General features: G+C 69.3%; 19 protein-coding genes. 14 read left to right on the top strand and 5 right to left on the bottom strand.

Annotated features, from left to right (window positions below):
• The first annotated feature begins 97 nt into the window (after window positions 1-97).
• Entirely contained in the window at window positions 98-1,084 is a 987-nt protein-coding gene (locus AC31A1_RS09100) for a glycosyltransferase family 2 protein (protein ID WP_393761881.1), read from the top strand.
• Complete coding sequence (locus AC31A1_RS09095) at window positions 1,081-2,439, top strand: polysialyltransferase family glycosyltransferase (protein ID WP_489652744.1); 1,359 nt, start codon at window positions 1,081-1,083, stop codon at window positions 2,437-2,439. The genes AC31A1_RS09100 and AC31A1_RS09095 overlap by 4 nt, the downstream gene beginning before the upstream one ends.
• Before the next feature lie 70 nt (window positions 2,440-2,509).
• Here the strand turns inward: AC31A1_RS09095 and AC31A1_RS09090 are convergent, their stop codons facing one another.
• From AC31A1_RS09090 to AC31A1_RS09080, 3 genes are all read right to left on the bottom strand, one after another.
• On the bottom strand, window positions 2,510-3,685 hold the full coding sequence (locus AC31A1_RS09090) for an acyltransferase family protein (protein ID WP_489652743.1): 1,176 nt from the start codon (window positions 3,683-3,685) through the stop codon (window positions 2,510-2,512).
• Window positions 3,686-3,828: 143 nt separating this feature from the next.
• Window positions 3,829-5,169 carry an alpha-2,8-polysialyltransferase family protein gene (locus AC31A1_RS09085; RefSeq protein ID WP_489652742.1) on the bottom strand — a complete coding sequence of 447 codons (1,341 nt, stop codon included), beginning with the start codon at window positions 5,167-5,169 and terminating at the stop codon, window positions 3,829-3,831.
• A complete protein-coding gene (locus AC31A1_RS09080) occupies window positions 5,169-6,149 on the bottom strand; it encodes a glycosyltransferase family 2 protein (RefSeq protein WP_489652741.1) in 981 nt (326 codons plus the stop codon). The genes AC31A1_RS09085 and AC31A1_RS09080 overlap by 1 nt, the downstream gene beginning before the upstream one ends.
• Before the next feature lie 198 nt (window positions 6,150-6,347).
• On the opposite strand from AC31A1_RS09080, the gene AC31A1_RS09075 reads away from it, so the two are divergent.
• From AC31A1_RS09075 to AC31A1_RS09060, 4 genes are read left to right on the top strand one after another with little or no spacing between them, the layout of a single operon-like run.
• On the top strand, window positions 6,348-7,658 hold the full coding sequence (locus AC31A1_RS09075; protein ID WP_489652740.1) for a DUF6716 putative glycosyltransferase: 1,311 nt from the start codon (window positions 6,348-6,350) through the stop codon (window positions 7,656-7,658).
• Between the two features lie 32 nt (window positions 7,659-7,690).
• Window positions 7,691-8,992, top strand: coding sequence for a cytidylyltransferase domain-containing protein (locus AC31A1_RS09070; protein ID WP_489652739.1), 1,302 nt, complete (start codon window positions 7,691-7,693; stop codon window positions 8,990-8,992).
• A gap of 14 nt (window positions 8,993-9,006) precedes the next feature.
• Window positions 9,007-9,945, top strand: coding sequence for an N-acetylneuraminate synthase family protein (locus tag AC31A1_RS09065; RefSeq protein ID WP_489652738.1), 939 nt, complete (start codon window positions 9,007-9,009; stop codon window positions 9,943-9,945).
• A gap of 48 nt (window positions 9,946-9,993) precedes the next feature.
• Window positions 9,994-11,082 carry a hypothetical protein gene (locus tag AC31A1_RS09060; RefSeq protein ID WP_489652737.1) on the top strand — a complete coding sequence of 363 codons (1,089 nt, stop codon included), beginning with the start codon at window positions 9,994-9,996 and terminating at the stop codon, window positions 11,080-11,082.
• Between the two features lie 195 nt (window positions 11,083-11,277).
• Here the strand turns inward: AC31A1_RS09060 and AC31A1_RS09055 are convergent, their stop codons facing one another.
• Complete coding sequence (locus AC31A1_RS09055; RefSeq protein WP_489652736.1) at window positions 11,278-11,961, bottom strand: class I SAM-dependent methyltransferase; 684 nt, start codon at window positions 11,959-11,961, stop codon at window positions 11,278-11,280.
• Window positions 11,962-12,280: 319 nt separating this feature from the next.
• Here AC31A1_RS09055 and AC31A1_RS09050 point away from each other — a divergent pair, with 319 nt between their 5' ends.
• The 8 genes from AC31A1_RS09050 to AC31A1_RS09015 all read left to right on the top strand — a co-directional run bounded on the left by AC31A1_RS09050 (window position 12,281) and on the right by AC31A1_RS09015 (window position 22,367).
• Window positions 12,281-13,510: a M20 family metallopeptidase gene (locus AC31A1_RS09050; protein ID WP_489652735.1), complete on the top strand. Its 1,230-nt coding sequence runs from the start codon at window positions 12,281-12,283 to the stop codon at window positions 13,508-13,510.
• Between the two features lie 276 nt (window positions 13,511-13,786).
• A complete protein-coding gene (locus tag AC31A1_RS09045) occupies window positions 13,787-14,827 on the top strand; it encodes a BMP family lipoprotein (RefSeq protein ID WP_489652763.1) in 1,041 nt (346 codons plus the stop codon).
• A 228-nt stretch (window positions 14,828-15,055) separates the two neighbouring features.
• Window positions 15,056-16,114, top strand: coding sequence for a BMP family lipoprotein (locus AC31A1_RS09040; RefSeq protein ID WP_489652734.1), 1,059 nt, complete (start codon window positions 15,056-15,058; stop codon window positions 16,112-16,114).
• Window positions 16,115-16,559: 445 nt separating this feature from the next.
• Window positions 16,560-18,203 carry an ABC transporter ATP-binding protein gene (locus AC31A1_RS09035; RefSeq protein ID WP_489652762.1) on the top strand — a complete coding sequence of 548 codons (1,644 nt, stop codon included), beginning with the start codon at window positions 16,560-16,562 and terminating at the stop codon, window positions 18,201-18,203.
• On the top strand, window positions 18,200-19,327 hold the full coding sequence (locus AC31A1_RS09030) for an ABC transporter permease (RefSeq protein ID WP_489652733.1): 1,128 nt from the start codon (window positions 18,200-18,202) through the stop codon (window positions 19,325-19,327). Before AC31A1_RS09035 ends, AC31A1_RS09030 begins: the two co-directional genes overlap by 4 nt.
• A complete protein-coding gene (locus AC31A1_RS09025; RefSeq protein ID WP_489652732.1) occupies window positions 19,324-20,586 on the top strand; it encodes an ABC transporter permease in 1,263 nt (420 codons plus the stop codon). Before AC31A1_RS09030 ends, AC31A1_RS09025 begins: the two co-directional genes overlap by 4 nt.
• Complete coding sequence (locus AC31A1_RS09020) at window positions 20,583-20,993, top strand: cytidine deaminase (RefSeq protein WP_019066919.1); 411 nt, start codon at window positions 20,583-20,585, stop codon at window positions 20,991-20,993. Before AC31A1_RS09025 ends, AC31A1_RS09020 begins: the two co-directional genes overlap by 4 nt.
• Before the next feature lie 96 nt (window positions 20,994-21,089).
• Entirely contained in the window at window positions 21,090-22,367 is a 1,278-nt protein-coding gene (locus AC31A1_RS09015; protein ID WP_489652761.1) for a thymidine phosphorylase, read from the top strand.
• 230 nt (window positions 22,368-22,597) lie between these two features.
• Here the strand turns inward: AC31A1_RS09015 and AC31A1_RS09010 are convergent.
• Window positions 22,598-22,842, bottom strand: a 245-nt coding sequence (locus AC31A1_RS09010; protein ID WP_489652731.1) for an AEC family transporter, incomplete at its 5' end; no start/stop codon positions are given.

Below are 22,842 nucleotides of genomic sequence, written 5' to 3'. Positions count from 1 at the left end.
CGTGCGTTCACCTGCTGGCCCCAGCAGGGTTGATATCCGGGCTCGAACATCTCCTACGGTCACAAGAATCCGCCCCGGAGAGAGCCCAGGTGTACGCGTGACCAACCGCCCCCCGACACTGTCCGTGATCGTCCCTTGCTACAACATCGAGGCCTATGTCCCGGAAACGGTGACCAGCCTGATCAACAACGCACGGGACGAGTTCGAGTTCCTGTTCGTCGAGGACCGCTCGACCAAGGACAAGACCTATGAGGCTCTCCTGGAGCTGACGAAGCGGCTGCCGAACAGCAGGGTCGTCCGGCACGAGAAGAACGGCGGTCTGGCCACCGCCCGCAACACCGGGATCGACGAGGCCGAAGGCCGCTACCTCACGTTCCTCGACGGCGACGACTGGCTCGCGCCCGGCTATCTGGCCGACCTCGTGGACGTCATCGAGCGCTTCGACGTCGACTTCGTGCGCACCGACCACGTCACGGTCACCGGCGTCGAGCGGGCCATCCAGCGCTCTCCCGAGGGCCGCCGGCACACCCCGCTCGACCCGCGCAGCTCGATCCTGCCCGTCGACGACACGACGATGGTCGACTACCCGTACGCCTGGGCCGGCATCTACCACCGCCGCCTCCTCGACCGGGGCCTGCTGCGCTTCCACGACGGCCTGCGCACCGCCGAGGACCGCCCCTGGATCTGGGAACTTCACCGCAAGGCGGAGTCCTACGTCGCCGCCAGCCTGCGCGGGGTCTTCTACCGCCGGGGCCTGGCCGGTTCGCTGACCCAGATCGGCGACGTCCGCCAGCTGGACTTCTTCCGCTCCTTCGACCTGGTCCTCGCCGAACTCGCCGACGACCCCGAAGCCGCGAAACTGCGCAAGAAGGCGCTGCGCAACTACTGCGTCGTCATCGCCCACCAGCTCCTGGACCGGGGCCGGTTCGAGCGCAGCGTGCACGCCAAGCTGCGGCAGATGGCCGCCGAGGCGCTCGGCCGGATGACGGAGACCGAACTCAACGAAGCGCTCGTCGGCATGGGCGAGGAACGTGTGCACACGCTGCGGCGCATCCGCGGCGGCATGAAGGGAGTCGCGGCATGAGCGGCAAGAGCGGCACGACACAGATCTTCTTCTCGGCCACGCAGTACGCCGCCGCGACCGTCACCGCCGCGATCCGCGCCGGCTTCTTCGGCCCCCGTACGGCCCACCGCCGCATCCTGGTGGTCAGCAACACGGCCGCCGTGCCCGAGGTCGGCACCCCCCTGGACCGGATGCCCGGCTTCGAGAAGCTGCGCCCCGAGTTCGACGAGGTCCGCTCGTGGAACGAGTTCATCTCCCCCTTCCACCCGGCCGGTTGGTCCCCGCGTGCCCAGGACGCCGCCCTGTGGGAGAAGGCCGTCCGCCTGGCCTGGAACCTCGGTGACGAGGACGTGGAGATCGCCTGCGAGTCCATCCAGGCCAACCCCTCCCGCGCGGTCGCCGACATCTTCGCCGACAGCCCGGTGCACGTGTACGCGGACGGCCTGATGAGCTACGGCCCCACCCGCAACCGCATCCCGCACAACCTGAACAGCCGCATTGCGCGCGTGCTGCACCTCGACCTGATACCCGGGCTGCGGCCGATGCTGCTGTCCGAGTACGGGGTCGAGCCGCAGCCCGTCCCGAACGAGGCGATCGTCGACGTCCTCGCCCAGATCGGCGAGGAGGGCGCCTCGATCCTCGCCGACCGGCTGCCCCGGGAGAACCGGCCCACGGCCGTCATGCTCGGCCAGTACCTCTCCGCCATCGACCTGATCACCCAGGACGAGGAGGAGCAGCTGCACGTCCGCATGCTGCGCGCCGCGGCGAAGGCGGGCCACCAGGACGTCCTGTTCAAGCCGCACCCCAGCGCACCGGCCGTCTACAGCACGTCACTTGAGCAGACCGCCGACCAACTCGGCGTCCGCCTCACGGTGTTGCGTGAACCGGTCCTCGCCGAGACGGTCTTCGCCCACCTCCGCCCGCAGTTGGTCATCGGCTGCTTCTCCACGGCCCTGATGACCGCCGCCGCCCTCTACGACATCCCCGTCGCCCGCGTCGGCACCGGCCTGCTCCTCGAACGCATCACGCCGTACGAGAACAGCAACCGCATCCCGCTCACCGTGATCGACGCGATCCTGCCGGACGCCGAGAAGGACAAGGTCGGCCAGCCGCTCGAACTGGGCGCCCTGGCCGAGCAGTTGGCGCCGCTGGTGCGGGCCGTCGGCTACTGCATGCAGGCGCTGAAGCACCACGCGATGCGTGACGAGGTGTCGGCCTGGCTCGCCGTCCACCTCGACGAGTACCCGCAGTACTTCAAGAAGCGTCGCCTGACCAGCCTGCGCCTGCCCGGCGGCAGCGCGGTCCGCGCGGAGTCGCTGCGCCGGAACCCGACCGTACGGCGCGTGGTGCGCCGTATCCGGGCCGCGCAGGCCTGAGACGCCACAAGCGGAAGGGCCCCTCGACCGGTGTCGGTCGAGGGGCCCTTCAACTGGTCGCCCGGTGCGGCTACTTGCCGAGCTTCGCCGCCAGCTGCTTCGACTGCAACGACATCGTGCGCTTCAGCCGTGGCCCGAACGGTTTCTCGACGAAGCGGTGCATCAGATACGCCAGGCACAGCAGCCCCGGCACGGTCAGCGCGAGCGTCTCGTACGGGCCGAGCCCGAAGCCCCGGTGCAGGACGCGGATCGCGAACCAGCCAAGGTGCTCGTGGATCAGATAGAACGGGTACGTCAGCGCGCCCGCCAGCGTCAGCCAGCTCCAGTTCGCCCAGCTCGTCCAGCCCAGCGCCACCGCCGCCACCGCCGCGAAGGCGACGAAGACGATCGCCTGGATGACATGCGGGTCGCGGTGGAAGTCGCCGGTCATGCCCGGGTGCCACAGGGCCGTCACCGAGTAGCGCTGACCCAGCAGGAAGGACATCCCCACGATGCCCCACAGCAGCAGGTCGCTGCCGTAGCGGTAGATCAGGTAGAAGGCGAGGCCGCCGATGAAGTACGGCGCGTGGTCGCGCATCACCAGCTCGGTCGTCAGCGGGTTGTCGGCGACCCGGGCGAAGCAGCCGGCCATCGTCCACAGGATGCAGAAGGTCACCACACGGCGGTAGGTGACGCCCTTCCAGATCACGAACAGCGCGAAGAACAGGTAGAACCGCATCTCCACCCAGAGCGTCCAGTCGACGCCGATGACGCGGGGCACGCCCATCGGCTGCTGGAGCATGGTGAAGTTGACGAGGAACTCGTCCGAGCGCAGCGGCTTGACGACCACCGGCATCAGCACCGACGCGGTGCCCACCAGGATCAGGGCCACCCAGTACGCCGGGTACAGGCGGGCGATGCGGGAGCGGAAGAACTCGCCCATCGACTTGCCCCAGCTGCTCATGCAGATCACGAAGCCGCTGATGAGGAAGAAGAACTGCACGCCGAGCGAGCCGTAGGTCCCCGCCTCGGACAGGGTCGGGAACATCTTCCCGGGGGACTGGTGCCAGGAGGAGGCCACTTCACCGTTCTTGCCGGTGAAGTGGTACAGGCACACCATCAGCGCGGCCAGCAGCCGCAGTCCGTCCAGGGCGCGCAGCCGGTTCTCCCGGGGCGGGCGGGGCGGGGCGACGGGTGGCTGCTCCGGTTCCTGCCCAGGGTCCTGGCCCCGCAGGGTGGGTGCCAGGGCCTGGTCAACCGCGTTCATCCTGGGCCTTTCTAGCCGACGTCGAATGGCTGTTCCGCAGCGGAACGATGTGACGCTACGAACGTTCGACGGATGAGAGGCAATTCACCGGCGACACACAGGGGTCTCCTACATGTCGCCCGGATGAACAATTTGAATGGACGCTAACGTCCGGACAAAGCACGGGCGCGACGCGCGATGCGCCGGACCGTCTGATTCCGCGGAATGAACGACAGTTGTGCCGGTACGGCCCCGGGCAGCGCCAGCGCGGTCAGGCGACGGCGTTTGAAGTAGCGCCAGGTGTGCGGGTCGAGGTGGGCCGAGAGGTAGCGTTCGGCGTCCTCGCGCAGCCGGGGATAGATCTTGGGCTGCATCGCGAAGCCAACTGCCTTGAGCAGCGCGGCCAGTTCGTCCACCCGCTCCGCCGACGGCATCCGCCAGTCCGTCACCGCCTTCTTGTCGGCGAGGTCGGGCAGCACGTCGTCCACGATGGTCAGCGGCACCCGGTTGCTGTTCTGGTAGGGCGCGAGCCGGGCCAGCAGGGTGTCCGTGCCGACCCGCGCCACCGGGATGTCGTACAGGCCGGCGGCGGTGAACAGCGCGGTGGAGAAGCAGCCGACGACCAGGGCGGGCCGCATCCGCTGGAAGGCGACCTCGGCGAGCACCGGGCGGTCCAGCAGGGTGAGATGGGCACCCAGCTTCTTCGCCTCGTCCTCCAGGAGACGCGACCAGCGCGAGGGTGCCACGGGGTGCGGCTTGAACACCAGCTCGCGGTGGCCGAGGGCTACAGCCCCGCGCACCATGCGCAGATGCAGCTCCTCCTCCTGCTGGTCGGTGAGGATGCCGAGCGCGGCGAGGTATTGGCCCAGCAGCAGGGCCGGTTGACCCTTCACGGCAGGCAACTCGCTCTCGGACTCGGCGAGTTCGCCAAGCACCTTGAGGAAAGCCTCCGTCGGCACCAGCTCCGGCGGGACGCCGAACTCGGTGAGCAGCAGCGGGGTGAGGCCCGGGACGAGATCGAGGTGCAGCAGCCGCTCGATGCGGGTGCCGACCAAAGGGTCGATCTTGTCGCGCGTGGGGCCGTAACTTATGAGGCCGTCCGCGTAGACGTCGACCGGGGCGCCGGTGAACAGCTGGCACAGCGCGAGCGACGGATTGACCTGGACGGACTCCACGGCCAGCCGGATCTCGTCGTCGCCGAGCTTCCACAGCAGCCGTACGTACCGCTCCCACATCGGGACGTCGTCGCCCCGGGGGCTCCAACCGCTCGGGTGGAAGGGGGAGATGGTCTCGTTCCACGACAGCACGTCGTCGAAGCGGTCCCGGAGCCGGTCGAAGCCCGGCATGGTGTCCACCGACGCGGTGGTCTCCGGGTTCGCCGCGTTGTTGGTGATCAGCAGCAGCCGGCGGTCGGCCTCGCCGAGGAGCCCGGCGTCCAGCGCGGCGGCCAGCGTCGCGGCGCCGTACAGGGTCGACGCGCACAGGATCTGGGTGGTGCGGGGCATCAGGCGGCCACCGTCCGCGCCGAGGTGGGACGGCGGCGCAGACGCCGCAGCCGGCTCGCCCGCTGGGGGTCCATCGAGTCCATTACCTCCGCCAGGACATCCTGCGGCATGCGCTTCAGCGCGGCGGAACTCAGTGAACGCAGTTTTCGAGCCACGGCGGGTTCGAACCTCTCGATCGATCCGAGATGATGAGCCATGATCGCGCAATACGTGCGCACTGCTTTGGGCAGCAGTTCATCGGCGTCGCGGTCAGCCGCCGTCTCCTCGATTACCTGGTCGAACGCACGAATGAAATCGAGCTGCCGCACATCCCCGATCTGGGTCAGCGACGAGGCGACACCGCGCCGGTAGAACACCCCGAGCAGTCCCACCGTGGCGAAGGACTCCGCCTCCCGGTGCAGCTTCCAGATCCACGGCCGGTCCTCGGCCGTGCGCAGCCCGTCGGTGAAGTGCAGCAGGCCCCGGTCGACCAGTCTGCGGTGGTAGATGCCCGCCCAGGCGTAGGCGTAGTCCACGGAGGTGGAGCGGTCGGCGGGCAGGATCGCGTCCCGCGGGTTCATCACCACACCGCGCCGGCCCTGCGGCACCCGGGCGATCGAGCGGGCCTTCGCCGTGCACACCACGTGGTCGGTGCGCACGAAGTCGCAGCCGAGTTCCTCGATGGCTGCCAGCAGCCGCGGGAAGTAGTCCGGGGCGAGCCAGTCGTCGCCGTCCAGAAACGTCAGATACTCGCCACGTGCCTTGTCGATGCCGGTGTTGCGGGCGGTCGCCAGCCCTCCGTTCTTCTTGTGTCTGACATGCACGACGCCTGGCAGCTCCCGCTCCGCGCGCGCGAGAATGTCAGGTGTCTCGTCGGTCGAACAGTCGTCGACGAAGATGAATTCGAAGTCCTCCCGTGTGTTCGCACGCAGGCTCTTCAGGGTGTCGGGCGCGTATTGCTGCACGTTGTAGAACGGCACGATGACGGAGAGCTTGACCACCCGCATGACGTTAGAGGGCGCTCCGTCATCGGTCTTTACCATTGGTTTGATGTCGGGTGAACGCCACGTGGCGAACCTGTGAACCAGGAATTCCTACGGCCCTGCCACGCCCTGATTCGCCATTCAGCGGTGCGCTGTTAACCCTTTGTTGCCTTCGGGTTGGGCCGATCAACGGAATGGCTTCCTAGCGTCTTCGGTGTGCCAGCAAGTGCAACGCAGACCCTGCGAGTCGCCGTCCTCGCGGATTCCGACACCCGGTGGAAATGGGGTTCGCTCACCGCGAACCGCATCGCTCCGCCGCATTCGGACATCTCTCTGGACGGGTACCTCCTGCGGGGTCGTGCCACCCCAACAGCCCGCCAGCTGAAGGAAGTCGGCGTCACCGCGGACTCCCTCCGCGAGGTGACCGCCGTCGAGTTCCTGCGTGTCATGGAGAAGGAGCCGTACGACATCCTCGTGCTCTCCCTCGTCGGCGGCGGGGTCCAGGCGATGCTGCACGGTCTGGCCCGCGCCTGGGACGGACGCAGCAAGCGCCCTGTGGTCGTCACCGGCTATGTCGGCGTCGTCTACGAGAAGCTCACCGACGGCCTGCTGCTCCGGCACGGCGCGGACCTCGTCCTCGCCAACTCCCGCCAGGACGCGGACCGTTTCAAGGCGGTCTACGACGGGGTCGGCGCCGACTCCTCGGCTGTCACCGAGGTCGCCCTGCCGTTCCTCGGCGGGGACGCCTACCAGGGGGAGCGCGACCCGTACACGGTCGTCTTCGCCGTGCAGCCCTCGGTGCCGGACAACCGCCGGGACCGCGACTACCTGCTCAACAGGGCGATCCAGCACGCCCGTTTCCACCCGAACCGCGAGGTCCTGCTCAAGCTCCGCTCCAAGCCGGGCGAACACACCACGCACATCGAGGAGTTGCCCTACCAGAAGCTGGTCCAGGGCAAGGACCTCCCCGCCAACTTCAGCCTGGTGTACGGGCACATGGGCGACGTGCTCGACCGCACCGACCTCCTGGTGACCATCAGCTCGACGGCCGCCCTGGAGTCCCTGCACCGCCGTATCCCCACCGTCGTGCTGACCGACCTCGGCATCCGCGAGGGGCTCGGCAACCACCACTTCGTGGGCTCCGGGTGCCTCGCCTCCTGGGACCAGCTCGACGCCGGGTACAAGCCGGTGCCGGACGCGGAGTGGGTGGCACGGCAGGGGGTCGCCGCCGAGGGGGCGTACGAGACGGCCTTCGACGCGGCCCGGGAGCGGATCACCAAGCTGCTGGCCGGCGGCGACATGCCCGCCCTGAAGCCGTACTACACACCCGAGACCGCCCCCGGCTATCTGCCCGGCATCCTCGCCCGCCACCACCTCGGCCCGGACGGCACCCCGCTGCCCGGCGCCCCGGCCGCGGACAAGGCGCCAGGGCCCGTCCGGCAGATCGTGCGCCGGGCCGCGCGCGGCGCCTACCGCCACGGCGTGCAGCGCGTGGCGCCCGTCATCCGCCGGATGGGGGAGCTGTGAACGTCAGGATTCCCGCTCAAGGAGTAGAGCCCATGTCCAACTCGCAAGCGGGCCAAGGCGCTTCGGTGCGCCGGGTGCTCGCGGTGATCCCCGCGCGCGGCGGCTCCAAGGGCGTCCCCGCCAAGAACCTCGCCCCCGTCGGCGGCGTACCGCTGGTGGCCCGCGCCGTGCGTGAGTGCCGCGCCAGCCGGCTGGTCACGGACGTCGTGGTCTCCACCGACGACCAGGCCATCGCCGCCGCCGCCCGCCAGGCCGGCGCCGAGGTCGTGCTGCGCCCCGCCGCCATCGCCGGTGACACCGCGACCTCCGAGGCCGCCGTCCTGCACGCCATGGACGCCCACGAGGCGCTGCACGGCTCGGCGGTCGACGTCGTCCTCCTCGTCCAGTGCACCAGCCCCTTCATCGTCCGCGAGGACGTCGACGGCATCGTCAACGCGATCGTCGCGAACGGCGCCGACACCGCGCACACCGTCGCCCCCTTCCACGGCTTCGTGTGGCGCGACGCGGATGACGAGGCGACGGCGGTTGTCGAACCTGCGCGCAGCGAAGAGATCGGCGGCGCCACGAAGGTCGCCAACTCGACGGTGGCCAGCGGCGGTTACGGCGTCAACCATGACAAGTCGTTCCGCCCGCGCCGCCAGGACCGCCCCCAGGACTTCCTGGAGACCGGCGCCGTCTACGGCATGGACGCGGCCGGCTTCCGCGAGGTCGGCCACCGCTTCTTCGGCCGCACGGAACTCGTACGGACCGACCCCGCCCGGGTGTTGGAGATCGACGATCCCCACGAGCTGGCCAGGGCAAGGGCGTTGGCCCCGCTGTTCGACGCGGACCGCCCCGGCTCACTCCCGACCGCCGACGACATCGACGCGGTCGTACTCGACTTCGACGGCACCCAGACCGACGACAGGGTGCTGATCGATTCCGACGGACGGGAGTTCGTCTCCGTGCACCGCGGAGACGGCCTCGGCATCGCGGCCCTGCGCAAGACCGGCCTGAAGATGCTGATCCTGTCCTCGGAGCAGAACCCGGTCGTCGCCGCCCGAGCCCGGAAGCTCCAACTCCCGGTCCTGCACGGCATCGACCGGAAGGACCTCGCACTCAAGCAGTGGTGCGAGGAGCAGGGCATCGCGCCGGAGCGCGTGCTCTACGTCGGCAACGACGTCAACGACCTCCCGTGCTTCGCCCTCGTGGGCTGGCCCGTGGCGGTCGCGAGCGCCCACGACGTCGTACGCGGCGCCGCACGCGCGGTCACCACCGTGGCCGGTGGCGACGGCGCTGTCCGAGAGATCGCCAGCTGGATCCTCGGCCCCTCTCTCGATTCCCTCACCAAGTAAGGAAACCCGCTGTCATGAGCAACAACTCCCGTCTGCGCCAGTTCGGTTCGAAGACCGCAGGCCCCGGCCACCCGGTCTACGTCGTCGGCGAGATCGGCATCAACCACAACGGTGAGCTGGAGAACGCCTTCAAGCTGATCGACGCCGCCGCCGAAGCCGGCTGCGACGCCGTCAAGTTCCAGAAGCGCACCCCCGAGATCTGCACCCCGCGCGACCAGTGGGACATCGAGCGCGACACCCCCTGGGGCCGCATGACCTACATCGACTACCGCCACCGCGTGGAGTTCGGTGAGGACGAGTACCGCCAGATCGACGAGTACGCCAAGAGCAAGAACATCGACTGGTTCGCCTCCCCGTGGGACACCGAGGCCGTCGCCTTCCTGGAGAAGTTCGACGTCCCGGCCCACAAGGTCGCCTCCGCGTCGCTGACGGACGACGAGCTGCTCCGCTCCCTCCGCGCGACCGGCCGTACGGTGATCCTCTCCACCGGCATGTCGACCCCGAAGCAGATCCGCCACGCGGTCGAGGTCCTCGGCAGCGACAACATCCTGATGTGCCACGCCACGTCGACGTACCCGGCGCAGGCCGAGGAGCTCAACCTCCGCGTCATCAACACCCTCCAGGCCGAGTACCCGAACGTCCCGATCGGCTACTCCGGTCACGAGACGGGCCTCCAGACGACCCTCGCCGCGGTCGCGCTCGGCGCCGCCTTCGTCGAGCGTCACATCACCCTCGACCGCGCCATGTGGGGCTCGGACCAGGCCGCCTCCGTCGAGCCGCAGGGCCTGACCCGCCTCGTCCGCGACATCCGCACCATCGAGGCCTCCCTCGGCGACGGCGTCAAGAAGGTCTACGAGTCGGAGCTCGGCCCGATGAAGAAGCTGCGCCGCGTCACCGGCGTCGTCGCCGAGGCCGAGATCGCCGCGGCCGCGGGCGAGCCGGTCTCGGTCTGAGTCTGAGCCATCAAGCGTCACTTACGGTCACGGGACGGTCGTACGACAATGAGCCCCCACGCCGGCACCGCCGGCCTCACCCCCCACACTCTCGCGTTCGTGGAGAGTCCGGTACAGCTTCTGAACGTGCTGGAGTGGGCGCACCTCCGTGCGCCCAGGGCCGAGGCGGCACCCGGCGGGGGGCTCACCCTCGTGGTCCTGTCACCGACCGACCCGATGACCCGCGGCCAGCTGCGCCGCATGGCCGACCTCGCCCGCGACGAAGGCCACACCGTGCGCTGGGAGGAGGCGCGGGGCGGACCCGCGGCCCCTTTCCAGACGATCGGCGGCCTGACCCGGCTGCTGCGCCGGGCGGACCGGATCGTGATGGGAGACCCTTTCTCGCGGTATGTGCAGCTGTTGCTGACGATCACCAAGGCACGTGAGCTGGTGGTGGTCGACGACGGCACCGCGACGATGGAGTTCGTCGCCCAGCTCGCCAACGGCGAACGCCTGGTCCGCTGGCACCGCAAGGGCGGCCGCCAGGGCCCCCGCGACCTGATCTTCGCCCCGGTCTCCTCGGCGGCCCGCCGCCGCCTGACCCCGAGCGCCCGCCGCACGGTGGAGATCTTCTCCTCCATGCCGATCGAGACGATCCCCGAGGGCGTCACGGTCACCCCGAACGAATTCGCCTGGACCCGCGCCACCTTCGGCCCGCCTCGCATCACCAAGGGCGCGGACATGGTCGGAACGTCCTTGGTGGAAACGGGAGTTGTCGACAACGACCGCTACCTGGAAGCGGTATCCGCCCTCGCCAAGACCCACGGCGCGACCCGCTACTTCGCCCACCGCCGCGAAAGCACCGAGAAACTCCACCGGTTGGCGGTCGAGACAGGCCTGGAGATCGTCCGCCCGGACCTCCCCCTGGAACTGATCGCCCGCCGCGGCCCCATCGGCCGCACGATCCTCAGCTTCCCGTCGACGGTCGTGCACACCTTGCCGCTTGCGTTGGTGGGCACGGAAGTCCGGGTCGCGGTGTGTGACATCGACCCCGCATGGCTGACCGAGAACGCCTCGCCCCGGGCGCAGGGGTTCCTCTCGGGGGTCACGGGGACGGCGCGGGACGTGCATCGGCTGTCGGCGGTGACGGCGGCGTAGGTCCGGATGGACCCACCCCGGGGCCGCGCCGGGCGCGGGGCTCGTCTCCTGGTCCCAGGTCGAGGCCGGCGCTGTGACGGCTGAACGGCCGTTGCCCGTCCAGCCGTTCCTGCGCTGGGGCCGGCTCGCAGCGACCGTCGCCGACTGTGCCGCCCGGCTCGGGGTCCGGTCACCGCTGCTGTTCACCGTCCGCGCTCAGGCGGACCCCGTCGGCTTGTGAGCCAGGGTGAAAGCCCGCCCCCACTTCTGCTGCCCCTGCGGCTCGACGCGGGCCTGTGCGTGCAGGCTCAGGCCCGCCTCCGTGAGGTACGTGGCGATCTCGGCCGGGGTGCGGAAGTAGTAGTCGAGGGAGATCTCCTGGCCATAGCGCTCGGTCATGTGGATGTGTTCGCCCTCCGAGGCTTGGAACGCGAGCAGGACGTAGCCGCCCGGCCGTAGGACCCGGTGGAACTCCGCGAGGACGCCGGGCAGGTCGGCGTCCGGGATGTGGATCGTCGAGTAGAGGGCGATGACGCCGCCGAGGGTCGCGTCCGGTACGTCCAGGGCGGTCATCGAGCCGACCTGGAACCGGAGTCGGGGATGCGCCTCGCGGGCCAGCGCCACCATGTGCGGCGAGATGTCGATGCCGAAGGCCTGGAGGCCGAGGGCGTTCAGGCGTGCGGTCACATAGCCGGGGCCGCTGCCGACGTCGGCCACCTGCGCCTCGCCCGCCGCCGCCGTACGGACGAGCTCGGCGAAGGCGGTCAGGAGGGCGCTCTCGACGGGGCCCTCGCCCAGGCCGTCCGGATGCTCGGCGCTGTACGCGGGGGCGATCGCGTCGTAGGAGGAGCGGGTGGCCTCTATGAAGTCCGCGGTGAGATCCGCGTTCGGGTCGGTCACGTCGGCGGACCCTATCAAGGGGACGCGGGCCCGGATCAGGGGGACGCCGGCCCGGATCAAGGGGGACGCGGACCCGGGAATCTCACGCTGCGTAGCCGTGTTGCCACTGTCGTGCGGCAGTACGGATTCCGGGATGCGGACGGGTCGAGCTGGGCTGTGGTGAGGCGTGGTATCCCAGAAGAAGCGGGGAGTTTACCCATCCCCACAGGCGGCTATGCGGTCGGCGGTCAGATTTTCTTCGACTAACGGGTTGAACTTTTGTTGATCGAGGGTCAGTTGACCACCCGGGCGCCCTACCCTTCAGAGGGTGAAGCAATTGATGTCACCAGAGTCCGAGGCAGAGTCCGAGGTCGAACCCGTCGGGAATGTGCTTCCGGGCACCCTGTCGGAGACCTTGCGTGCCGAACTCGTCGCGTTCCGGCGGGACTTGCACATGCACCCCGAGCTGGGCAACCAGGAGTTCCGGACCACCGCCGCGATCAAGGCATGGCTGGAGAAGGCCGGTCTCGAACCCCGCGTCCTGGCCACCGGGACCGGGCTCGTCTGTGACATCGGCCCCCGCGACACGGCCGTACCCATGCTCGCGCTGCGCGCCGACATCGACGCGCTGCCCATCCCGGACACGAAGAGTGAGTGCGCGTACCGCTCCACCGTGCCCGACCGCGCCCACGCCTGCGGCCACGACGTGCACACCACCGTCGTCCTCGGCGCCGGTCTCGTGCTGGCCCGGCTGCACGAGCAGGGCCTCCTGCCGCGTGCGGTACGGCTGCTCTTCCAGCCCGCCGAGGAGGTCCTGCCCGGCGGTGCCACCGACGCCATCGAGTGCGGGGCGCTGGACGGGGTCGGCCGGATCATCGCCGTGCACTGCGACCCCAAGGTCGACAGCGGGCGGATCGGGCTGCGCATCGGCCCCATCACCTCCGCCTGCGACCGGCTGGAGGTCTCCCTGGACGGCCCCGGCGGACACACCGCCCGGCCGCACCTCACCACCGACCTCGTGACCGCCGCCGCCCGCGTCGCCACCGACGTGCCCGCGATCGTCTCCCGCCGGATGGACGCGAGGAGCGGGGTGTCGGTCACCTGGGGCCGCATCGAGTCGGGTCACGCGCCCAACGTCATCCCGCAGCACGCCGAGCTGTCGGGCACCGTACGGTGTCTCGATCTCGACGCCTGGCGGCAGGCGCCCGACATCGTGCACGCGGCCATCGACGAGGTCGCCGGGCTGCACCGGGCCAAGTCCGCGATCACCTACGTGCGCGGGGTCCCGCCCGTCGTCAACGACGCGCTCGTCACCGAGCTGCTGCGGGACGCCATGACCGCGCGCCGCGGACCGCTCTCCGTCGAGGACACCGAACAGAGCCTGGGCGGCGAGGACTTCTCCTGGTACCTGGAGCACGTGCCCGGCGCCATGGCCCGGCTCGGCGTGCGGACACCGGGGGAGCGGACCGTACGGGACCTCCACCAGGGCGACTTCGACGTCGACGAGTCCGCGATCACGGTCGGCGTGGAGCTGTTCACCGCGGCGGCACTGATCGACGGCGCGATCTGAGCACGACGGGGGCGTGAGGGTGCCCGTTCGGTACCCCTACGTCCCCTTGTGTCACCCGGGTGTAACCACCGGCGCGTGAACGTAACGCGGCGGCGGCACGATCCGGTAACGGCAAGGAGAAACCCCGTTCCCCTCCTCGTCTACGCGCGTTACTGTGCGCGGAAATCGCCACAGAGGCGGCGGCTTGGGGAAGCGGTCCGGTGACGGTGCCGTGGGGACGAAGGAGTACTTGCTGTGCGTCAGACATCTCGGAGGACGAAGTTCTCCCAAGCTGCGGTGGCCGTCACGGTCATCGCCCTCGCGGCCACCGCCTGCGGTAGCTCCAGCAAGGATGCCGACAAGGCCACCGACACCGCGTCGTCCTCGTCCGGCAAGTACACGGGCAAGGGCATCGGCCTGGCCTACGACGTCGGCGGCAAGGGCGACCAGTCCTTCAACGACGCCGCGTACGCGGGTCTCCAGAAGGCCGAGAAGGAGTTCAAGATCTCCGGCCGCGACATCGAGCCGCAGGACAACGAGTCCGACGCGGACAAGGTGCAGCGCCTGGAGAGCCTGGCCACGGCCGGCTACAACCCGGTGATCGGTGTCGGCTTCGCCTACGCGCCGGCCGTCAAGGAGGCCGCCGCGAAGTTCCCGAACATCACGTTCGGCATCATCGACGACGAGCAGGACAAGGCCGCCAACGTGGCCGACCTCGTCTTCCACGAGGAGCAGTCCTCGTACCTGGCGGGCGTCGCCGCGGCCAAGGCGACCAAGAAGAACCACATCGGGTTCATCGGCGGCGTGGACGTTCCGCTGATCCACAAGTTCGAGGCCGGCTTCGACCAGGGCGCCAAGTCCGTCAACCCGAGCATCAAGATCGAGTCGCAGTACCTGACCCAGACCGCGGCCGAGGGCGGCTTCTCCAGCCCCGACAAGGGCAAGGACGCGGCCAGCGGCCAGATCGAGGCGGGCGCGGACGTGCTGTACGCCGCCGCCGGTCTCTCCGGACAGGGCGTCATCTCCGAGGCCTCCGCCAAGGGCGTGTGGGCCATCGGCGTCGACTCCGACCAGTACGAGCAGGCGGCGCTGGCCAAGTACAAGGACTCCATCCTCGGCTCGGCGCTGAAGAACGTCGGCGGCGCGGTCTACGACCTGGTGAAGTCGGTCTACGAGGGCAAGCCCAAGACCGGCGTGATCCGCTACGGCCTCAGCAACGACGGCGTCGGCTTCTCCGACACCAACCCGAAGTACAAGGCCATGACCGCCGCCGTCGCCGCGGTGGACAAGGCGAAGGCGGACATCGTCGCCGGCAAGATCACCGTCAACACGAAGTAGTACGACCCGCCACGACCGGGGCCTGCGACTAGGCCCTCCGGGCATCGTTGCAGCCAGGCGCTCCTTGCCTCCCGCAAGGGGCGCCTGGCTGTCCGTACGCTGGCCACCATCTGTGGCCACAGCTCTATAACGGACCGGACAGATGGGGTTTTCCCTCTGGTCTACGCGCGTTACGCTGCGGCGGAACCAGCGCCTGGTTTGGGCGCTTGCACGAAGGAGTCTCGTTCCATGCGCCGGGTGTCCCGAATCGCGGTTGCAGGCGTTGCAACCGCAGCTCTTGCAGTAACCGTCTCCGCCTGTGGCAGCTCGTCCAGCGAGTCCACGAGCAGCAGCAGCTCCTCCGGCACGTCCAAGGGTATTGGCCTTGCCTACGACGTCGGCGGCAAGGGTGACCAGTCCTTCAACGACGCCGCCTACGCGGGTCTCGTGAAGGCCGAGAAGGACTTCGGCGTCAGCGGCCGCGACGTCGAGCCGCAGGACAACGAGTCCGACGCGGACAAGGTGCAGCGCCTGGAGACCCTCGCCAGGTCCGGCTACAACCCGGTGATCGGTGTCGGCTTCGCCTACGCCCCCGCCGTCAAGGAAGCCGCCGCGAAGTTCCCGAAGATCACCTTCGGCATCATCGACGACAACACCATCACGGCCGCCAACGTCGCCGACATGGTGTTCCACGAGGAGCAGTCCTCGTACCTGGCCGGCGTCACCGCCGCGCTGACCACGAAGTCGAACACCGTCGGCTTCATCGGCGGCGTGGACGTCCCGCTGATCCACAAGTTCGAGGCGGGCTTCGAGCAGGGCGTCAAGGACACCAAGAAGGGCGTCACGGTCAAGGCGCAGTACCTGACCCAGACCGCCGCGCAGGGTGGCTTCTCCAGCCCCGACAAGGGCGAGGCCGCCGCCGACGGTCAGATCGAGGCCGGCGCGGACGTCGTCTACGCGGCCGCCGGTCTCTCCGGCCAGGGCGTCATCAAGTCCGCCGCCGCGCACAAGGTGTGGGCGATCGGTGTCGACTCCGACCAGTACAACCAGGCCGCGCTGGCCAAGTACAAGCCGTACATCCTCACCTCGGCCCTGAAGAACGTCGCGGGCGCGGTCTACGACCTCTCCAAGTCCGTCATCAAGGACAAGAAGCCGCTGAACGGCGAGATCCGCGGCTCGCTGAGCAACGGCGCGGTGGGCCTGGCCGACTCCAACCCGACCTTCAAGAACAACGCCACCCTCCAGGCCGCTCTCGCGAAGGCCGAGGCGGGCATCAAGGACGGCTCGATCAAGGTCAAGACCTCCTGAACCGTTGATTTCGGGCCAGTCACGACCATGGCCAAAAGAGCGCTGTAATGACAGCGTTACGGCCACGGAACGGGGTGTGGGGAGGATGTCTCTCCACGCGCCCCTGCCGTCGATCTCCCGCCTGCCGCGCGACGCCTGGCACGCACGCTCGCCGCGTTGCCGAAACGCCCACGTGGCTCCGCCACGCGGACGCTTCGGCGCCTTGCGATCGCACGCACCAGACGCCGCGCGGCCCGCCCTCCGGGCGGACGACGGGAGATCGACGGCAGGGACGCACCCCGTTCGCGCGGCAGAATGCTCGGAACGGATCGGATGCCAGACAGAAGACGATCAGGTCCGGGCACTATTTAAAGCAGGGGCGCTACGCGCGTAGAGAGGCCCCTTTCCACGAGGAGAGTTCGCCATCGACGCGTCCAGCAACCCTCCACTCGGCGATCAGTCGACGATCGCGGTCGAGCTGGTGGGGATCACCAAGCGATTCCCGGGTGTCGTCGCCAACAGCGACATCCGCTTCAGTGTCCGAAAAGGCACCGTGCACGCCCTCGTCGGCGAGAACGGCGCCGGCAAGTCGACCCTGATGAAGATCCTCTACGGCATGCAGAAACCGGACGAGGGCACCATCGCCGTCGACGGCGAGCTCGTCACCTTCTCGTCCCCCGCCGACGCCATCGCCCGCGGCATCGGCATGGTCCACCAGCACTTCATGCTCGCCGACAACCTCACCGTCCTGGAGAACGTCGTCCTGGGCAGCGAGAAGCTGCACGGCATCGGCGGCGGCGCCCGCAAGAAGATCAAGGAGATCTCCGACCGCTACGGCCTGAACGTCCGCCCGGACCTTCTCGTCGAGAGCCTCGGCGTCGCCGAGCGCCAGCGCGTCGAGATCCTCAAGGTCCTCTACCGCGGCGCCCGCACCCTGATCCTGGACGAGCCCACCGCCGTCCTGGTGCCGCAGGAGGTCGACGCCCTCTTCAGCAATCTGCGCGAGCTGAAGTCCGAGGGCCTCGCCGTCATCTTCATCTCGCACAAGCTCGGCGAGGTCCTCTCCGTCGCCGACGAGATCACGGTCGTCCGGCGCGGCACGACGGTCGGCACCGCCGTCCCCTCCGCGACGACCCCCCGTCAGCTCGCCGAGATGATGGTCGGCAGCGAACTCCCCACCCCCGAGACGGCGGAGTCGACAGTCACCGACCAGCCCGTCATCGAGGTCGAGGGCCTCACGGTCTATGCCGTCGGCGCCTCCCTCGGCGCCGAGTCCGAGCCCGTGGGCGGTGGACTGGTCGGAGACGCGGCCGTCGGCGGCGACGCCAAGCGCGTCCTGGACGACGTCACCTTCACCATCCACGCCGGTGAGGTCATGGGCATCGCCGGCGTCGAGGGCAACGGCCAGACCGAGCTGATCGACGCGCTGATCGGCCTGAAGAACGCCGACTCCGGCACCATCGGCTTCCTCGGCGACGACATCACCCCCTGGGCGACCCGCAAGCGCCGCGAGAAGGGCATCGGCTACATCCCCGAGGACCGCCACCGCCACGGCCTCCTCCTGGAAGCCCCGCTGTGGGAGAACCGCATCCTGGGCCACGTCACCGAGAAGCCCAACTCGCGCGGTCGTGGGGGTGTCTGGCTCGACATCAAGGGCGCCCAGGCCGACACCCGCCGGATCGTCGAGGAGTACGACGTCCGCACCCCCGGCATCGACGTCACCGCCGCCTCCCTCTCCGGCGGCAACCAGCAGAAGCTGATCGTCGGCCGCGAGATGAGCCACAAGCCGAAGTTCCTGATCGCCGCCCACCCCACCCGCGGTGTGGACGTCGGCGCGCAGGCCGCGATCTGGGACCAGATCCGCGAGGCCCGCCGCGAGGGCCTGGCCGTGCTGCTGATCTCCGCCGACCTGGACGAGCTGATCGGCCTGTCGGACACCCTGCGCGTGATCTACGACGGCAGGCTGGTCGCCGACGCCGACCCGGCCACCGTCACACCGGAGGAACTCGGCTCGGCCATGACCGGCGCCGCGTCCGGTCACCTCGAACACGTCGAAGAGTCCGCAGAAGACGGCGCCGACGACACCGCCCCGGAGGACGAGGCCCGATGAAGAAGTTCGACAAGGAGCGCGTGCTCCTCGCCGTGGCCGGCCCGGTCATGGCGCTTGTCGCGGCGATCCTGCTGACCTCGGTCGTGCTGCTCGCCTCGGGCAAGAACCCGATCGAGCCGTACAACCTGATGCTCCAGCAGATCGGGTACTCCGACGTCCAGGTGCTGATCGTCAACCAGGCGTCGATGTACTACATCGCCGCCCTGGCGGTCGCCCTCGGCTTCCGGATGAACCTGTTCAACATCGGCGTCGACGGCCAGTACCGCCTCGGCGCCGTGATGACCGCGGTCGTCGGCGCGCACGTGGGCCTGCCGGCCGTCCTCCAGGTGCCGCTGCTCCTCCTGGTCGCCGTCCTCACCGGCGCCTTCTGGGCCGGGATCGCGGGTGTCCTCAAGGTCACCCGGGGGGTCAGCGAGGTCGTCGCGACGATCATGCTGAACGCGATCGCGACCAGCCTGATCCTCTACCTCACGCAGACCAACACCTGGGGCGTGCAGGTCGGCAACAACATGACGACCGGCATCATGAAGAAGTCCGGCTGGATCCCGGGCATCGACCTGGGCTCGGACGTCGGCGAGATCTACGGCCTGGTCTTCCTCGCCGCGATCATGGGCGTCCTGTACTGGCTCGTCCTCAACCGGACCCGCTTCGGCTTCGACCTGCGCGCCACCGGCGAGTCCGAGTCCGCCGCCGCGGCCTCCGGCGTCGACGCCAAGCGCATGACGCTCACCGCGATGCTGATCTCCGGCGGTGTCGCCGGCCTCGCCGGTCTGCCGCTGCTGCTCGGCGACAGCCACACCTACAGCCTCACCTTCCCCGAGGGCCTCGGCTTCACCGCGATTGGCATCGCCCTCCTCGGCCGCAACAACCCGGGCGGCATCGCACTGGCCGCCCTCCTGTGGGCCTTCCTCGACAAGGCGTCGCCCGCCCTGGACTACGCGACGCCGGTCGCGTACCAGAAGGAGATCGCGACGATCATGCAGGGCCTGATCGTCTTCGCGGTCGTCATCTCGTACGAGGTCGTCCGCACCTGGGGCCTGCGCCGCCAGCAGAAGCGCGTCGGTGAGGAACTCGCCGCTGCCGCCCGGAACAACTCCGAGAAGAAGGAGGTGGCGGCCCGATGAGTACCGCGACCATCGCCAAGCCGCAGGCGCAGCAGCCCGGCAAGGGCGGCCGCCGTTTCTCGCTCCCCGTGCTCCTGCTGATCATCGCGGGCGCCCTGATCCTCACGTCGATCGTCCGCCTCATCACGGGCGCCGACGGCATCACGTCCACCGGCCAGATGTCCACGGCCCTGCGCGCGGCCGTGCCGATCGGCCTCGCCGGTCTCGGAGGCCTCTGGGCCGAGCGGGCGGGCGTCGTCAACATCGGCCTCGAAGGCATGATGATCCTCGGCACCTGGTTCGGCGCCTGGGCCGGCTACCAGTGGGGCCCGTGGGTCGGCATCGTGTTCGGCATCATCGGCGGCTGCCTCGGCGCGCTGCTGCACGCGATCGCCACGGTGACGTTCAACGTCAACCACATCGTCTCCGGTGTCGCCATCAACATCCTGGCGCTCGGCACCACCCGCTATCTGTCGAAGTTCACCTTCGCCAACACCGAGCAGGGCTCCGCCAAGCAGTCCCCGCCGATCGACTCGCTGGGCACCTTCGACATCCCAGGACTGTCGAGCTGGCTGGACACCCTCAACGGGAAGCACTGGTTCCTGATCTCGGACATCGCCGGCCTCGTCGGCGGTCTGATCACCGACCTCTCCCCGCTCACCGTCATCGCGGTGGCCCTCGTACCGGCCACCTGGTGGGTCCTGTGGCGCACGGCCTTCGGCCTCCGCCTCCGCTCCTGCGGTGAGAACCCGGTGGCCGCCGAGTCCCTCGGCGTCAACGTCTACAAGTACAAGTACATCGCCGTGATCATCTCCGGCGGCTTCGCCGGCCTCGGCGGCGCCTTCCTGTCGATCGTCGCGTCCAACGTCTACCTCGACGGCCAGACCGGCGGCCGCGGCTACATCGGCCTCGCCTCGATGATCTTCGGCAACTGGATGCCGGGCGGACTCGCCCTCGGCGCGGGCCTGTTCGGCTACACCGACAGCCTCAACCTGCGCGGCGGAGCCACCAACGTCCACGCGCTGATCCTGCTGATCGGCTTCCTGCTCGTCGCCGGCTGCGGCTACATGGTGTGGAAGAAGCGGTACGTCCCCGCCGTCGTCACGGCCGTCATCGCGGCCCTGATGTTCGTCTGGTACGCCATCACCGACCAGGTTCCGACCCAGCTGGTCGGCGCCAGCCCCTACATCGTCACCCTGCTCGTGCTCTCACTGTCCGCGCAGCACCTGCGGATGCCGAAGGCGGACGGCCTGCCGTACCGGAAGGGACAGGGCAAGTGACCTCGCCCGCCGCCGAGTTGGCCGTCGACTGGGACGAGCTGCGCGCCGAGGCGCGGGAGGCGATGTCCCACGCGTACGCGCCGTACTCGGGCTATCCCGTAGGGGTCGCCGCCCGGGTCGACGACGGCCGCACGGTCTCCGGCTGCAACGTGGAGAACGCGTCGTACGGCCTCGGCCTGTGCGCCGAGTGCGGGCTGGTCTCCGACCTCCAGCGCACCGGCGGCGGCCGGCTGACCCACTTCACGTGCGTCGACGGCAAGGGCGACATCCTCGTCCCGTGCGGCCGCTGCCGCCAGCTGCTGTACGAGTTCGGCGGCCCCGGCCTGCTGGTGGAGACACCGGCGGGCATCCTGCCGCTCTCGGAGATGCTCCCGCAGGCCTTCGGGCCGGACCATCTCACCAGGTAACTCCCGTACGGCCCCTCTGAGTTGGCAACCACGACTCAGGGGGGCCGCGCATTTCTGAACGTTCGGAAGGAAAGCCAAGCCATGGCGCAAGTCTCGATGGATGCCATCTCCGTCATCCGCACCAAGCGGGACCGCGGTGAACTGAGCGACGAGCAGATCGACTGGGTCATCGACGCGTACACCCGCGGGGACGTGGCCGACTACCAGATGGCCGCCCTCAACATGGCGATCCTCCTCAACGGCATGAACCGCCGCGAGATCGCCACCTGGACCGCCGCGATGATCGCCTCCGGCGAGCGCATGGACTTCTCGTCCCTCTCCCGCCCGACGGCGGACAAGCACTCGACGGGTGGCGTGGGCGACAAGATCACGCTGCCCCTGGCGCCCCTCGTGGCGGCCTGCGGCGCGGCGGTCCCCCAGCTCTCCGGCCGGGGCCTCGGCCACACCGGCGGCACCCTCGACAAGCTGGAGTCGATCCCCGGCTGGCGCGCCCTGCTCTCCAACGAGGAGATGCTGCACGTGCTGGACACGACCGGCGCGGTGATCTGCGCGGCGGGCGACGGCCTGGCCCCCGCGGACAAGAAGCTCTACGCACTCCGGGACGTCACCGGCACGGTCGAGGCGATCCCGCTGATCGCCTCCTCGATCATGTCGAAGAAGATCGCCGAGGGCACGGGCTCGCTGGTCCTGGACGTGAAGGTCGGCACGGGCGCGTTCATGAAGACGATCGAGGACGCGCGTGAACTGGCGTCCACGATGGTCGGGTTGGGCACGGACCACGGCGTGAAGACGGTGGCGCTGCTGACGGACATGTCGACCCCGCTGGGCCTGACGGCCGGCAACGCCCTCGAAGTCCGGGAATCCGTCGAGGTGTTGGCGGGCGGCGGCCCCTCGGACGTCGTCGAGCTGACGATCGCCCTGGCCCGCGAGATGCTCGACGCGGCCGGCATCAAGGACGCCGACCCGGCGAAGGCCCTGGCCGACGGTTCCGCGATGGACGTCTGGCGCCGGATGATCGCGGCACAGGGCGGAGACCCGGACGCGGAACTGCCGGTGGCCCGCGAGCAGCACGTGGTGACGGCTTCGACGTCGGGCGTCCTGACCCGCCTGGACGCCTACGACATCGGCATCGCGGCCTGGCGGCTGGGCGCGGGGCGTGCGCGCAAGGAGGACCCGGTCCAGGCAGGCGCGGGGGTGGAGATGCACGCCAAGCCGGGAGACACCGTGACCGCGGGCCAGCCCCTGCTGACCCTGCACACGGACACACCCGACCGCTTCGAGTACGCCCTGGAGGCGGTGAAGGGCTCCTACGACATCGGCACCGAGGGAACCAAGTTCACGGCTTCACCGGTGGTGCTGGAGCGCATCGCCTGATTGGTGGTTGGTGGTTGGGGAGGGAGAGGGGCTGGGACTTCGAGGGTCCCGGCCCCTTTCGCTTTGGCTGGGGGAAGCTGGCTGGAGCTTGCAAGTCCCAGCCCCCTTAAGGCATTTCGGGGGCGCGGGGAGGGGCCGAGCTTTCGGTTCCGGCCACCCTTGCCCACCTAGGGGCGCGGGGAACTGCGCGACCAGCCACGACGTACCCGCAGACGAAACACAACCCTGTCTCACCCAAGCAGCGCAGCAATCCCCACCAACACCGGCACCGACAACACCGTGGACAGCAGGATCGAGTCCCGAGCCAGCCCCTCACCCACGCGATACCGGCTCGCGTACGTGTACAGGTTCTGTGCCGCAGGCAACGCCGAGGTCACGACCACGTCGAGCAACGCCGCCCCGTGGATGCCGAACACCGCCCCCGCCAACACCCACGCGATCACCGGCTGCCCCACGACCTTCAACGCGACCGACA

This window comes from Streptomyces sp. P5F9, assembly GCF_057961495.1.
The sequence above is the reverse complement of the archived record's forward strand: the minus strand, read 5'-3'. Positions and strand labels throughout refer to the sequence as shown.

What these genes read in the sequence shown, in the direction of transcription:
- AC31A1_RS09025 (WP_489652732.1), top strand. Translation starts at nt 19,324, where the DNA reads ATGAGTACCGCGACCATCGCCAAGCCGCAGGCGCAGCAGCCCGGCAAG.
- AC31A1_RS09060 (WP_489652737.1), top strand. Translation starts at nt 9,994, where the DNA reads ATGAGCCCCCACGCCGGCACCGCCGGCCTCACCCCCCACACTCTCGCG.
- AC31A1_RS09095 (WP_489652744.1), top strand. Translation starts at nt 1,081, where the DNA reads ATGAGCGGCAAGAGCGGCACGACACAGATCTTCTTCTCGGCCACGCAG.
- AC31A1_RS09070 (WP_489652739.1), top strand. Translation starts at nt 7,691, where the DNA reads ATGTCCAACTCGCAAGCGGGCCAAGGCGCTTCGGTGCGCCGGGTGCTC.
- AC31A1_RS09085 (WP_489652742.1), bottom strand. Translation starts at nt 5,169, where the DNA reads ATGCCCCGCACCACCCAGATCCTGTGCGCGTCGACCCTGTACGGCGCC.
- AC31A1_RS09065 (WP_489652738.1), top strand. Translation starts at nt 9,007, where the DNA reads ATGAGCAACAACTCCCGTCTGCGCCAGTTCGGTTCGAAGACCGCAGGC.
- AC31A1_RS09050 (WP_489652735.1), top strand. Translation starts at nt 12,281, where the DNA reads ATGTCACCAGAGTCCGAGGCAGAGTCCGAGGTCGAACCCGTCGGGAAT.
- AC31A1_RS09040 (WP_489652734.1), top strand. Translation starts at nt 15,056, where the DNA reads ATGCGCCGGGTGTCCCGAATCGCGGTTGCAGGCGTTGCAACCGCAGCT.
- AC31A1_RS09030 (WP_489652733.1), top strand. Translation starts at nt 18,200, where the DNA reads ATGAAGAAGTTCGACAAGGAGCGCGTGCTCCTCGCCGTGGCCGGCCCG.
- AC31A1_RS09090 (WP_489652743.1), bottom strand. Translation starts at nt 3,685, where the DNA reads ATGAACGCGGTTGACCAGGCCCTGGCACCCACCCTGCGGGGCCAGGAC.
- AC31A1_RS09015 (WP_489652761.1), top strand. Translation starts at nt 21,090, where the DNA reads ATGGATGCCATCTCCGTCATCCGCACCAAGCGGGACCGCGGTGAACTG.